The sequence below is a fragment of the Shewanella oneidensis MR-1 genome (assembly GCF_000146165.2).
GTDB lineage: Bacteria > Pseudomonadota > Gammaproteobacteria > Enterobacterales > Shewanellaceae > Shewanella > Shewanella oneidensis.
In genome coordinates, this window is record NC_004347.2 from 4424715 (window position 1) to 4438303 (window position 13589).

Here is a 13589-nt window from a genome sequence, read left to right on the forward strand (position 1 = left end):
ATAAGGGGCTTTTCTCGAAACACTAACCAAGGATTACTTGATTTTTGCTTCTTTGTAGATAACGTGCTGACGAATAACTGGATCAAATTTTTTGATTTCCATTTTTTCTGGCATGTTACGCTTGTTTTTTTCAGTTGTGTAGAAGTGACCAGTTTTAGCTGTAGAAACTAATTTGATCTTCTCACGATTACCTTTAGCTTTAGCCATGATCTATTACACCTTCTCGCCACGGGCACGAAGTTCAGCAACAACAACTTCAATACCTTTCTTATCGATCAGACGGATACCTTTAGTAGATACACGTAACTGTACGAAACGTTTTTCTTCTTCTAACCAAAAACGGTGGTTTTGTAGGTTAGGTAAAAAACGACGACGGGTCGCGTTTTTTGCGTGCGAACGGTTGTTACCAACCATCGGCTTCTTGCCAGTAACTTGGCATACTCTTGACATGTCAGTCTTCTCCAAAAACAATTTTAACGCTCGAGCATTAATGTACCTCGTATGGCCGTCGCCCGAGGCACAAAGAGGGCGCATTTTATACACGATCATAGAGGTAAGATCAAGCGTTAGATTAATTAATCCAGCCTCGTTCCGCGAAGGAAACTATCTCTCTATCACCAACAACCATATGATCCAATAGGGATACATCTATGGTTGCCAACGCATTTTTTAATCGCTCAGTTATTCGTCTGTCAGCCTGACTGGGCTCGGCAATACCAGACGGATGATTGTGACACACTATGACGGCAGCAGCCTTTTTTTCCAGCACTAAGCTTACCACTTCACGTGGGTATACTGAGGCTGAATCTATTGTTCCGCGGAATAATTCGACGAACTGAATCACTCTATGCTGGCTATCCAGCAGCAAAATTGCGAACACTTCATAGGAGCGGTCAGCTAATTGTCTCATTAAATAATCCCGAGTTAAATCGGGATTTGTCAAAACCTGACCTCTCTGCAGGTTTTCTTGTGCCACACGTCGCGCTAATTCAGCCGCGGCTTGAAGCTGGGCGTATTTTACAGGTCCCACGCCCGGAAGTCGACACACCTGATGCTTTGGTGCGCAAAGTAAGCTTCTTAAGCCACCAAATTCTTGAATAAGTGAACGAGCAAGGTCTACGGCGTTCAGTCCCGACAGGCCATTACGCAGCAACACCGCCAGCAATTCTGCATCCGAGAGATGGCTGGCGCCTTTTAGCAATAACTTATCCCGCGGCCCTTCTCCCTCTGGCCAATCCTTAATCGCCATGTGACCTCCTGTCATTTCCTATTTTTACTTTAGCAAGTATGGACGAGATTTTTTGAACTGGGACAGTCACGCCAATTCATCGCTTTGTGGTATGGTTGGCGACATTATTTCAATCTCGGATGATGTCTGTGAGCCTGATAACGAAAAACGTCCTACTGGGTATTGGTGGCGGCATTGCGGCCTACAAAAGTGCGGATTTAGTGCGCCGCTTAAAAGAACGCGGCTTTGATGTACGTGTGGTGATGAGCCAAAGTGCGATGGAATTTATTACCCCACTCACACTGCAAGCCTTATCAGGGCATCCGGTATCATCAAGCTTACTCGATCCCGCCGCCGAAGCAGCGATGGGCCATATTGAACTGGCGCGCTGGGCCGATTTAGTCATTATCGCCCCCGCGACGGCAAATCTGCTCGCCCGCATCAATGCAGGCATGGCAGATGAATTAATCACTACCACTTGTCTTGCCACTGAAGCGCCAATTGCACTCTGTCCCGCGATGAACCAGCAGATGTATCGCAATCTCGCCACTCAAGCCAATTTAGCCAGTTTACAAAGCCGTGGTTATACCCTGTGGGGTCCAGCAAGTGGCAGCCAAGCCTGCGGTGAAGTGGGCCCTGGCCGCATGCTCGAACCACTCGAAATTGCCGAACTCGCGAGTCGCTTTTTTGCAACAAAAGATGTCTATGCTGAACAGGAATCACAACCGCTAGCAGGCCAGTCGGTGCTGATCACTGCAGGCCCAACCCGCGAAGCCATCGATCCTGTACGTTATATCTCTAATCACAGCTCTGGCAAAATGGGCTTTGCATTAGCGAAGGCAGCGGCCGACATGGGCGCGGCTGTGACCTTGGTCGCAGGACCAGTAAATTTAGCCACGCCTGAAGGGGTGACGCGAATCGATGTCGAATCGGCGCAAAACATGCTCGATGCCGTTATGGATAATGTTGATAAAAAAGATATTTTTATCGGTTGCGCCGCTGTTGCCGACTATCGCGTCAACGATATTGCCGCCTGTAAGATCAAAAAGTCAGCGGAAGAAATGCAACTTGCGCTAGTGAGGAATCCTGATATCTTAGCGACGGTCGCAAGCTTAGCAAACCGTCCTTTTGTGGTGGGATTTGCCGCAGAGACCCACGATGTAGAAACCTACGCCCGCGATAAACTTAAACGTAAAAATTTGAATATGATCGCCGCAAACGATGTATCCGTTGCTGGCCAAGGCTTTAACGCCGATGCCAATGCCCTGCGCGTATTCTGGCCACAGGGTAGTCAAGATTTGCCTGCTACCGATAAACTCACGTTGGCACGGCAATTACTTTCGTTGATAGTGAAAGAAAAAACAAAATAGATGAAAACACCGATTGAATTAAAGATCCTCGACTCCCGCATTGGTTCCGAATTTCCCCTGCCCGCCTACGCAACACCAGGTAGCGCAGGCATGGATCTTCGCGCCATGATAGATACCACCATGACGATAGCCCCAGGAGAAACTCAGTTAGTCCCAACCGGAATCGCCATCCATGTAGCCGATCCCGGCCTTGCCGCCTTGATTTTGCCCCGTTCAGGCCTTGGCCATAAGCACGGTATCGTCCTTGGAAATCTAGTCGGCCTTGTCGATTCTGATTACCAAGGCCCCTTGATGGTCTCTTGTTGGAACAGAAGCGATACCCCATTTACCTTAGAAATTGGTGATCGTCTCGCACAACTGGTGTTTGTCCCTGTGGTACAAGCGCAATTCAAACTCGTTGATGAGTTCGACAGCTCAGACCGTGGTGAAGGTGGATTTGGCCATTCTGGCACTAAATAACCTGAATCGTTATTGAGCGAAGGATACTGCAATGGCTGTAAGCCCAAAAATTAATCGTCGTGAACATATACTGCAATGCCTAGCACAAATGCTAGAAACCAGCCCCGGACAACGTATTACCACCGCCAAACTTGCCTCTGAAGTGGGTGTATCGGAAGCGGCACTCTATCGCCACTTCCCGAGTAAAGCGCGGATGTTTGAAGGGTTAATTGAGTTTATTGAAGAGTCATTACTCTCACGCATCAACATCATCATGGATGATGAAAAAGATACGATGAAACGCTGTCAATTAGTGCTGCAACTGTTGTTGATTTTTGCTGAGCGTAACCCGGGGATCTCGCGCGTACTCAATGGGGATGCGCTATTGGGCGAAAATGAGCGTCTGCGTAGCCGCATTAGTACGTTATTTGCCAAAATAGAAACCCAACTTAAGCAAATTTTGCGAGAAAAGACCCTGCGAGAAGGCAAAGGCTTTAATTTAGATGAGGCTATTTTAGCCAATTTACTGTTAGCTTTCGCAGAAGGACGAATTGCTCAATTTGTCCGCAGTGAGTTTAAACTCAAACCCACACAACACTTCGATGAACAGTGGCGCTTTATTCAGCATCAGCTGTTGCAAAGCTAATGATTTATTAGCATAAAGGACGGAACTCTCCGTCCTTTCTTTTATCCATACATCTTGTATCAGCATTTCTTTTGCTTTAGTCTAAAACACACCTTTTTAAAACAAAAACCACAATAATTTTACAAGGATGTCAGATGAAGATTTTGTCTTTTGCCGTTTTGGCTGCCATTTGCTTACCCATGATGCCTATCACCACATTTGCGGCTGAAACATCGGCCACGAATGCATTATCACAATCACAATTATTTAGTCGAGGCGATGAATACGCTAACGTAAAAATATCCCCAACAGGTAAATACTTAAGTGCAATTACCAGTGTCGAAGGTAAAAATGTACTCCTAGTATTAGATGCTCAAACCAAAAAACTGTTAAATGCGATTCGCTTCCCAAGCAATGCACAAGTGGGGACCTATGAATGGGCCAGCAGCGAACGCATCGTGCTGGCAAAAGAATACCTTAAGGGCTGGAGCGATGTCCCCCAATACTACGGCGAATTAATGGCGGTCAACGCCGACGGTTCGCGTCCTGCCTACCTATTTGGTTTTAATAGTGGCGAGCAACAAACGGGTTCAAATATCAAGAAAAACACCGCCATAAAGGCCACAGCATTCATTCTGGACCCTCTACCGGATGATGAACGCTATATGCTGGTTAATGCCATTCCATGGAATAACGAGAGCAGCCTCAATCTTGAATTAAAGCAAGATGTGTATCGAGTTGACCTTTTTAGCGGGGTTCGTAAACGCATCACAGGCTCCCCCATTGGCCAAGCTCGCTTTATGACCGACCACGAAGGTGAAGTCCGCTTTGTAACTGGGGAAGATGGCCAAAACGTCACTAAAGTGTTTTACCGAAAAGACGGCGACTGGGTGAATACCGATAAACTCAACCTAGGCTTAAGTGATTTTACGCCTATCTCCTTCGCTGATAATAAAAATACCATCTATGCTGCGGGTCGCGTGGGCACTGAAACCTTAGGCGTCTATCGCATCAATCTCGAAACGGGCGAGAAGACCGAGATAATTCAAGATGAGGTAGTCGATCCGAGTAACTTTTGGATCAATGGCACTAACAAACAGCTGTATGCCGTTGAGTTTGAAAATGGCTATCCAAGCTATGCCTTTGTCGATAACAACGATAACCACGCCAAACTGCTTAAGGATTTAATTGCCGCCCTACCTGGGCATCAAGTACAGATTGTTAGTGAAACCCGTAATGGCGAGCAACTGGTGGTGATTGCATTTAACGACCGCAATCCCGGTGATTACTATTTATTTGATACTAAAAAGCTCAAACTCGAGTACCTCGCCGCCGCTCGCAAATGGCTCGACCCAGAGCAAATGGCGGAGGTTAAACCTATTAGTTTCACCAACCGCGATGGTCAGAAAATCCATGGCTATTTAACCTTACCCTACGGCAAAGAAGCCAAAAATTTACCGCTGGTCGTTAATCCCCATGGTGGTCCCCATGGTATTCGTGACTGGTGGGGGTTTGATCCACAAAATCAATTACTCGCCCAGAATGGTATGGCGGTGTTGCAGGTTAACTTCCGTGGCTCAGGCGGTTATGGCGAGCGTTTCGAGCAAGCAGGTTACCAAAAATGGGGCTCAGATATTCAGCACGATATTATCGATGCGACTCAGTATGTGATTGGTCAAGGCTTTGTCGATAAAGAACGGATTTGTATTGCGGGCGGTAGCTTTGGCGGCTATAGCGCTTTGCAAAGTGCGGTATTAGCACCCGATATGTTTAAATGCGCGGTTGGGTTTGCAGGTGTGTATGATCTTGAGTTGATGTTTGATGAAGGCGATGTCGCCAGAACACGTTCAGGAACAAGCTATCTTAAGGACGTACTTGGCCAAGACAAAGCCACCCTAAAAGCCATGTCTCCCTCTGAGAACGTTGCCAAATTAAAAGCGAACCTCTTACTCGTTCACGGTGGTGAAGATGAGCGCGCGCCAATTGAACAGTTGGAATCGCTTGAAAAAGCCCTTAAAAACCATAATTACCCTTACCAAAAACTGGTGATGGATAACGAAGGTCATGGTTTTTATAACGATACTCATAGAGCCAAGTATTACGATCAGATGCTGAGCTTCTTAAAAACCAACTTAAAACTTTAGCCTTAACTAAAATAAAAGCTATCTTCATCAAGATAAAAGCATTTTAGTACCCAACTAAGCCGATAATCGATAAAGACTATCGGCTTTTTCATCTGCGGCGTGCGCGTTTTTTGGTATGAATTGTCCGCAATTCGCGCTATTCTGCCCCACCTTATGCTTGTCCAAGTGACAACGAATCGATTTGTACCCTAGCGCCTGATTGCTGATACTCAGCGACCAGTGCTAGGTTTTCAGTGATAGCCGCTACAAAAGTAGTGGAGGATAAAAATGCCATTAAGTGAAGCAGCAGTAAAAGTACAGGCCGCCCTGCAAGAGCGCGGACTTGAAACCCCCATGCTCCCCAGTGTGTTTACTCCTGAAGAGCGTAAGGACAAGATTGAACACCATATGAAGGAAATCCTGACGCTCATGTCACTGGATCTTTCTGACGACAGTCTTGCCGATACCCCACGCCGCATCGCCAAAATGTATGTCGACGAAATCTTCTCCGGTCTAGATTATGCAAACTTCCCGAAGATCACTGTGATTGATAACAAAATGGGCTTTGATGAAATGGTGCGAGTGCAGGATATTAGCCTGACCAGTACCTGTGAGCATCACCTTGTCACCATTGATGGTACGGCAACCATCGCGTATCTTCCACGTAAAAAAATTATCGGTTTATCAAAGATTAACCGCATTGTACGTTTCTTTGCCCAACGCCCTCAGGTACAAGAGCGTTTGACTCAGCAAGTATTAGTCGCGCTGCAGACCTTACTCGAGACTAAAGATGTTGCGGTTAAAATGGATGCGGTACATTACTGCGTAAAATCCCGCGGCGTGATGGATTCCACCAGCTCCACCACTACCACGGCCTTAGGTGGCATTTTTAAATCCAACCCAGCGACCCGCGCAGAGTTTTTGCATCAGTCAAAGTAATATCCTGCCTTGTGCGAGGCATAAAAAAACGCTGCGACAGGATCGCAGCGTTTTTGTTTTAGGTGTTTATAACAAAGTTAAGTCTTGCTTAGGCCTCGATACCATATTGCTCACGATACTGGCTCACCGCCGCCAACTGCGCTTCCATTCTCGGCTTTTCAGACAGATAGCTGATCAGATCGGCCAGTTTGATAATCGCCACAATACCGCAGCCAAAATCACGCTCAACCTCTTGAATCGCCGACAATTCGCCCTTGCCCTTTTCTTGTCTATCCAGCGCAATTAATACGCCAGCGAGCTGCGCTTGATGGGCTTCAATGATTTCCATCGACTCACGGATCGCCGTACCGGCAGTGATCACATCATCCACCAACATCACCCGACCTTTAAGCTCGCTCCCCACTAAGCTGCCACCCTCACCGTGATCTTTTTTTTCTTTGCGGTTAAAGCAGTAAGGAATATCAATATTGTGATGTTCGCAGAGTGCCACTGCGGTAGTCGTCGCAATCGGGATACCTTTGTAGGCAGGGCCAAATAGCAGATCGTAATCAATACCTGAATCCACTAACGCAGCGGCGTAAAAACGCCCTAAACGCGCTAAATCTCGGCCAGTATTGAATAGGCCTGCATTAAAGAAATAAGGACTGATACGGCCCGATTTAAGGGTAAACTCGCCGAATCGCAACACCTGACGCTCAAGGGCAAATTCAATAAACTCACGTTGATAGGCTTTCACAATCTCTCCTTACGACTTTGTATGTAACTAGTTTTTATTAGGAAATTTTATTTTTATAACATTTAAATCGGTACAGAGTTGGTTCACGCTAGGGCGTGTTGCTATACACAAAAAGCGACAGCTAATAAAAAGCCCCGCACTTTATCAATGACGGGGCTTTTTATCAGTACACATTAGTTTAAAGCGGCTTTCTGTACATCAACGATTTCGCGAATACTGTTCTTCGCTAAACCGAGTAGCTCAATCAACTCTTCGTGAGTAAACGGCTCACCTTCGGCAGTGCCTTGAATTTCGATAATCTTACCGGTTTCTGTCATTACCACGTTCATATCGGTTTCGGCAGCGCTGTCTTCCACATACTCTAAATCGCTTATCGCTTCACCGTTGTAGATACCCACGCTGACCGCTGCAATTAAGAACTTAAGCGGGTTAGATTTAATAATGCCTTTACCACGGGCCCAGTTCAGCGCATCCACTAAGGCAACACAGGCACCGGTGATTGACGCAGTACGGGTACCGCCATCGGCTTGGATCACATCACAATCGATGACAATGGTGTTTTCACCCAGCGCTTTCATATCGACACAGGCACGCAACGCACGACCGATAAGGCGTTGAATTTCTTGCGTACGACCAGATTGTTTACCACGAGCGGCTTCACGGTCCATACGGCTATGGGTTGAGCGTGGCAACATGCCGTATTCCGCCGTCACCCAGCCTTGACCCTGACCTTTAAGGAAACGTGGCACACCTTCAGTAAAACTGGCGGTGCAAAGCACTTTGGTTTCGCCAAACTCCACTAACACAGAACCTTCGGCATGGGCCGTAAATTGGCGAGTGATAGTGATGGGACGTGTTTGTGCTGGCGTTCTGTTACTTGGACGCATGCGAGATTCCTGTATTCTGAGTCATTGACCGATTTTGGCTGCATATTATAGGGTTTTGTGCCTTAGGATGCCATGCTTAGGGTGATTCTCTAGCAAACTCGTCACACAAACACCTAATCCCGCTCGCTATTGGTGGTATGCCTTTAATCCTACAGCCATTGACTCTATAATCGCCTCTCATTATGACGATTAAACCATTAGGACAACCCATGATCCAAAGCATGACAGCCTACGCTCGCATTGAGCACAAAGCACAATGGGGCACTGCCTCTTGGGAAATTCGCTCAGTTAACCAGCGTTATCTCGAAACTTACCTTCGCCTACCCGAACAATTTCGCAGTTTTGAGCCAGTGCTGCGCGATCGCCTACGCAACCGCTTAAGCCGCGGTAAAGTTGAGGTGAACTTACGCTACGAGTTAGCCGACAATAGCAATAACGAACTTAAATTAAATCAAGGGTTAGCCAAACAGCTGCTCGACGCTGCCAGTTGGCTCAAACAAGAAGCCGGACAAGGCGAAGTCAACCTCACCGATATTTTGCGCTGGCCAGGTGTACTCTCGAGTGCTGAGCAAGATATGGACGCAATTGGCGCCGATTTAATGACCGCATTTGACTTAGCTATCGACCAATTTATCGAAGCCCGTGGCCGTGAGGGCGCAGCCATCAAAGACATGCTGCTAAGTCGTTTAGATGGCGTCAGCGAGCAAATCGCCATCGTGCGTGAGCATATGCCTAAAGTCATGGAATATCAGCGTGATAAACTCACCAACCGCCTCGCTGAAATTAAGGGTGAGCTCGATCCTGCTCGCATCGAGCAAGAAATGATTCTTTTAGCCCAAAAACAAGATGTCGCCGAAGAAATGGACAGACTCGAAGCCCACGTTAACGAAGCCCGTCGCATCCTCAAAAAAGGCGGCAGTGAAGGTCGTCGTTTAGATTTTATGATGCAAGAATTTAACCGCGAATCGAACACCCTAGCCTCTAAATCCATCAGCACCGAAATCACAGCCGCCGCGGTTGATCTTAAAGTTCTTATCGAGCAGATGAGAGAGCAGATCCAGAATGTGGAATAAGGTTTCAACTTGTTCTAACAGGTTATAAATAACCAATCAAACCCAGCACTTGCTGGGTTTAATGTTTTTACAGGTTCGTGATTGTTTGCTATTGTTATGTCAAAAGTGGTTACTAGAGTGGTTACTAAACCAAGCTAGTAACCACTTAAAGTTAACTTAGTAACCATTTAGAGCCTAAAACAATGAATGATAAGCAAATAAAGGCATTTATTCGCAGTAAAGAGGTAGGTAGAAAGGCTGTTAGTGATGGACTTTACATTAGAGTACAGACGGCAGGCATAGCCAGCTGGGAAATAAGATATTCAGTCAATGGCAAAAGGCGTTTTATGACTTTAGAGGGAGGCCAGTATCCTCACATGTCACTTGCTGATGCTAGAGCTGCCGCCGCAATTGCTAGACAGTCTATTATTAAAGGATCTGATCCTTTAGCTGAAAGAGCAAAACTCAGTGAAGAAAAAATTCATACTGTTGATGATCTATTCGATGACTGGTTTGTAGATGCCAAAAAACAGCTTAAACACAGCGAGATCCCACTAAGAATCTATACAAAAGAAGTCAAACCATATATTGGTCGCTTGCAAATTAAAGATGTAACGCCCCTTGATATCAGAAACATAATTCAAAAGGTCGCTCATAGTAATCGTCCCTGTATCGCTAACGACACCCTACTTCATTGCAAAAAGCTTTTTGCTCATGCTTGTAAGCTTGGCTTAAAAGATGGCAATCCAGCGAGCCACTTTAAACCTGCTGATGCTGGCGGGGCTGAAAAAAGTCGGGAAAGAGCTCTGTCTGTTAAAGAACTAGAATTTTTTTTTGATGTAGCCAGAAAAAATATAAGCAGTTTTGGGAGAGATAATTACTTAGCAGCAGCTTTATTAGTTTCATTGGGAATTCGAAAAGGTGAGCTTTTCAAACTCACTTGGCGTGAGGTCAACCTAAATTTAAAGATCTGGAAATTACCACAACCAAGGACAAAAAGCTCAGTAGCAATATCAATCCCACTTCCAGATACGGTTGTATCATGGTTCGAAGAGCTGAAGATCAGGGGTTGTGGTTCAGAGTAGAGGGCGTTCAAAATTCTGTGTCAGGCTAATTTTTAAATTTCTAGCACGCTATCTAAACGTCCTTCAAAATAAATCGCTAACTGAGATAAACAAAGGCTCCAATTGTGGATTGGCATAGTCCATTTATCTGAGGCGTTTAATATGCCTGCGTAAAGTAGCTTCAACAAGCTATTTTCATTAGGAAATGCACCTTTGGTTTTGGTGAGCTTTCTAAATTGGCGATGCACAGCCTCAACCGCATTGGTCGTGTAAATCACTTTCCTGATATGTTCTGGGTACTTAAAATAATGGGACAAATTATGCCATTTGCGACGCCAAGAGTTGATTACCAACGGATAAGCATCGCCCCATTTGGCCTCCAGTTCGTCCAAGGCCATCTCTGCGGCTTCTTTACTCACGGCTCGATACACAGGCTTTAAATCAGCCATAAACGCTTTCTGATTTTTTGAGGCGACATACTTCATTGAGTTGCGGATCTGGTGGATAACGCATAGCTGTGTTTCCGTATGAGGGAAGATACTGGCTATGGCCTCAGGGAAACCGGTCAAGCCGTCAACACAGGCGATAAGAATATCTTTTACACCACGATTATTAAGATCGGCCAGTACGGATAGCCAGTAATTAGCGCCTTCATTTTCGGATAAGTGAAGCCCTAAAATTTCCTTTTTTCCTTTCATATTAAGCGCTAACAATGTGTAAACGGCTTTACTGACGTAACGCCCATCCTCTTTGACTTTATAATGTATCGCATCAAGCCAAACGATAGGATAATGGCTATCTAATGGGCGCTGTTGCCACGCTTTAAGTTCGGGGATGAGTTTGTCGGTGATGGCGCTTACTGTTGCGTTAGACACATTGAGCCCATACATATCTTCAACATGTTGATTAATATCGCGATAGCTCATACCTATACTGAACATCGACAACACTTTACGTTCGATTTCATCGGTTAGTGTAGTTTGATTTTTCTTAATCAACTGAGGCTCAAAGGTGCCATTGCGGTCTCTAGGCGCGTCTAACTCAAAGTTACCGGACGGATGCTTAATGGTCTTAGGGGTTTTGCCATTTTTACGATTAGGCTGAGGATCATGCGCTAAATGCTGCTCAAGCTCAGCCTGGAGAGCCGCTTCAGTGAGTTGCTTGATCAGTGGGCCAAGAATGCTGTCTTTACCTGTGAGGCTTTTACCTGACTGCAGATCTTTAAGGGCTTGTTCGAAGTTAAAAGGTTGGGTCATGTGTCATTCCTGTTTTTGAATATTTTACTGAAATGACACAGAATTATGAACACTACCTAAGTCACTACAGCAAAGTGATGGTTGTCAGAATTGATCTACATCCACACCAGTTTTCTGCTGATAATAATCAAATTTCTCAGTTTCTTGATCTGCAAGTCGAAAAGCTATCAAAGCAATACAAATGCAAAGTGCAATACCTTTGTGCCAGAGAGCGACATCATTCAGAAACGCAACACTATCATGTTGCACTCATGCTTAGCGGACACAAGATCCATTATCCACACAAGCTGTTAAATCAGCTTAAATCACAGTGGGATCGTGCTGGTGGAACGGCTTCACTAGTTGATAGCCCTTTCAACATTATGCGCCGTGGAAATAAGCCATCACTCAAGAATGCCATTTACCGCCTTAGTTACTTTGCGAAAGCATTTACAAAGGAGCTCAATATCAAAGCGCGCACGTTTCTCAGCAATAAGGTCAAGCCATCAGCAACATTTGATGATACCAAAGACATTCTCTTGGTTAACCCTTTGATCACCTTTGAAATGAATCAGCGAAAGAAGAAACGAGAAAACACTGATAGCACAGTAAAGGCTATCAATAACAGAAGGTGGACAACATTTGCTTGGTTTAACGAGCTAAGCCATGCCCAGCAACTCAAAGAATCCATTAGCTCGAGAACATCAAGTTTACATCACATAGTGGATCAGCTTTTGAGTGGATCACAGCTTCAGCACCCTATGAACCGATAAAAGTTCATGATCCATTTACGGAAGATGATCCACCAGCAGATTTGCTTAAAACAAACTAAAACGCACAAAAACCAACAGCTCACAGCTGTCAGAGGTATTTGAGGATGTTATCCCAGCGCGTATTTGTTTGAAATGCAAAACAAAGCCCATGAACCGAAGCAGATCCAGCAGTTGTAGATCCACTTTTGTTGATCCAAAGAGAAAAATATTAATGAGTAGATTTAATTTAGAAACGCTTCCGCGCTGCGGAGCAAAGACCCGAAGTGGCAACCAATGTCAGCGTTATGGCAACAAAACTAATGGGCGCTGCAAATTGCATGGTGGGCGCTCTACAGGTGCAAAAACTAAGGAAGGAAAGTTGGCGGTACGAGTTAACGCATTACTTAATCCCTTCATGTGGCATTTTAATAAACGGTTCAATCTTGAAATAAAACAGGCATATATAGCAAACGCCTTAAGTGCTTACCTACGTTTAATTGAGCTAACTAAACTCCAGGCTCGTGGATTAGATGAGATCACAGAGATAGTCAGTCAATACAGATTTGAATTAGAAACCACAAAATATTACATTGCTGAATTTGATGGTTCTGAGGCGCTGCTCATTATCCAGTCCGCGCTGGATCATTATTATAAGGATACGGCGGCTGAGCACCTTAAATTTCACATCTACTCAGCAGTCTTCCCAACCCCTTATTTCAATCGATTAAGCGGCTCTAATGCAGAACTAACACATGAAATGAGGGTGTTTTCTAAAACCGAACGCAAAAAAGGGTTTGGTTACGTTGGCCGCATACCTACTGACCCCATACACAAAGCACTAAAAAGGCAGCTAAAGAAATCCAAAGCTGCCCATCAGATATAATTTAGTCGCTCAATCTAGGGCAAGTTGGCACCCATTTTTACGGTGCCAATGCCTGACTTGATCTGGACCAACAGCTTTGTGCTGGTCAAATTCCATCGGGCACCTAATTTTGAGACAGTATGGTCAATAAATTAAGAGGTCTATATGAGTCTGAAAAAAACAATAAGGTCCATCAACACTAAGGCTAAGTGGATTGAGAGTACCTGGCCAGTGTCTAAATCCCGGTGAGTCCATCGAGGTTTTCGTTAACTTGGCAG

Annotated in this window: 15 protein-coding genes; 9 read left to right on the forward strand and 6 right to left on the reverse strand. The window is 45.3% G+C overall.

All coding sequences use genetic code 11. The features are described from left to right. Positions 1-33: 33 nt before the first annotated feature. The 3 genes from rpmG to radC all read right to left on the reverse strand — a co-directional run bounded on the left by rpmG (position 34) and on the right by radC (position 1249). Positions 34-207, reverse strand: a complete 174-nt coding sequence (gene rpmG, locus SO_RS19690; RefSeq protein ID WP_006079871.1) for a 50S ribosomal protein L33 — start codon at positions 205-207, stop codon at positions 34-36. A gap of 6 nt (positions 208-213) precedes the next feature. Then, positions 214-450: a 50S ribosomal protein L28 gene (rpmB, locus tag SO_RS19695; protein ID WP_006079870.1), complete on the reverse strand. Its 237-nt coding sequence runs from the start codon at positions 448-450 to the stop codon at positions 214-216. Between the two features lie 121 nt (positions 451-571). Next, positions 572-1249: a RadC family protein gene (gene radC, locus SO_RS19700; RefSeq protein ID WP_011073923.1), complete on the reverse strand. Its 678-nt coding sequence runs from the start codon at positions 1247-1249 to the stop codon at positions 572-574. Positions 1250-1368: 119 nt separating this feature from the next. Between radC and coaBC the strand changes: the two genes are divergently transcribed. From coaBC to folE, 5 genes are all read left to right on the forward strand, one after another. Continuing rightward, positions 1369-2598, forward strand: a complete 1230-nt coding sequence (gene coaBC / locus SO_RS19705) for a bifunctional phosphopantothenoylcysteine decarboxylase/phosphopantothenate--cysteine ligase CoaBC (protein WP_011073924.1) — start codon at positions 1369-1371, stop codon at positions 2596-2598. Continuing rightward, positions 2599-3057, forward strand: a complete 459-nt coding sequence (dut, locus tag SO_RS19710; RefSeq protein WP_011073925.1) for a dUTP diphosphatase — start codon at positions 2599-2601, stop codon at positions 3055-3057. A gap of 31 nt (positions 3058-3088) precedes the next feature. Next, the gene (gene slmA / locus SO_RS19715) at positions 3089-3682 is read left to right on the forward strand and encodes a nucleoid occlusion factor SlmA (protein WP_011073926.1); all 594 of its coding nucleotides are present in this window, start codon (positions 3089-3091) and stop codon (positions 3680-3682) included. Positions 3683-3816: 134 nt separating this feature from the next. Further along, on the forward strand, positions 3817-5805 hold the full coding sequence (locus tag SO_RS19720; RefSeq protein WP_011073927.1) for a S9 family peptidase: 1989 nt from the start codon (positions 3817-3819) through the stop codon (positions 5803-5805). A gap of 267 nt (positions 5806-6072) precedes the next feature. Continuing rightward, positions 6073-6723 (forward strand): GTP cyclohydrolase I FolE, encoded by a 651-nt coding sequence (gene folE / locus SO_RS19725; RefSeq protein ID WP_011073928.1) that lies wholly within the window; start codon positions 6073-6075, stop codon positions 6721-6723. 88 nt (positions 6724-6811) lie between these two features. Here folE and pyrE read toward each other — a convergent pair whose 3' ends face one another. Then, positions 6812-7459, reverse strand: a complete 648-nt coding sequence (gene pyrE / locus SO_RS19730) for an orotate phosphoribosyltransferase (RefSeq protein ID WP_011073929.1) — start codon at positions 7457-7459, stop codon at positions 6812-6814. Between the two features lie 173 nt (positions 7460-7632). Further along, positions 7633-8346, reverse strand: coding sequence for a ribonuclease PH (rph, locus tag SO_RS19735; protein WP_011073930.1), 714 nt, complete (start codon positions 8344-8346; stop codon positions 7633-7635). Positions 8347-8555: 209 nt separating this feature from the next. On the opposite strand from rph, the gene SO_RS19740 reads away from it, so the two are divergent. After that, complete coding sequence (locus tag SO_RS19740; protein ID WP_011073931.1) at positions 8556-9419, forward strand: YicC/YloC family endoribonuclease; 864 nt, start codon at positions 8556-8558, stop codon at positions 9417-9419. 182 nt (positions 9420-9601) lie between these two features. Continuing rightward, a complete protein-coding gene (locus tag SO_RS19745) occupies positions 9602-10483 on the forward strand; it encodes a tyrosine-type recombinase/integrase (protein ID WP_238560514.1) in 882 nt (293 codons plus the stop codon). 32 nt (positions 10484-10515) lie between these two features. Here SO_RS19745 and SO_RS19750 read toward each other — a convergent pair whose 3' ends face one another. Beyond that, positions 10516-11718 carry an IS256-like element ISSod4 family transposase gene (locus SO_RS19750; RefSeq protein ID WP_011070721.1) on the reverse strand — a complete coding sequence of 401 codons (1203 nt, stop codon included), beginning with the start codon at positions 11716-11718 and terminating at the stop codon, positions 10516-10518. 32 nt (positions 11719-11750) lie between these two features. On the opposite strand from SO_RS19750, the gene SO_RS19755 reads away from it, so the two are divergent. Together SO_RS19755 and SO_RS19760 are read left to right on the forward strand one after the other, a co-directional pair. Next, positions 11751-12470, forward strand: coding sequence for a YagK/YfjJ domain-containing protein (locus SO_RS19755; protein ID WP_274544344.1), 720 nt, complete (start codon positions 11751-11753; stop codon positions 12468-12470). Between the two features lie 211 nt (positions 12471-12681). Next, complete coding sequence (locus SO_RS19760) at positions 12682-13332, forward strand: HGGxSTG domain-containing protein (RefSeq protein ID WP_011073932.1); 651 nt, start codon at positions 12682-12684, stop codon at positions 13330-13332. Positions 13333-13589 lie beyond the last annotated feature (257 nt).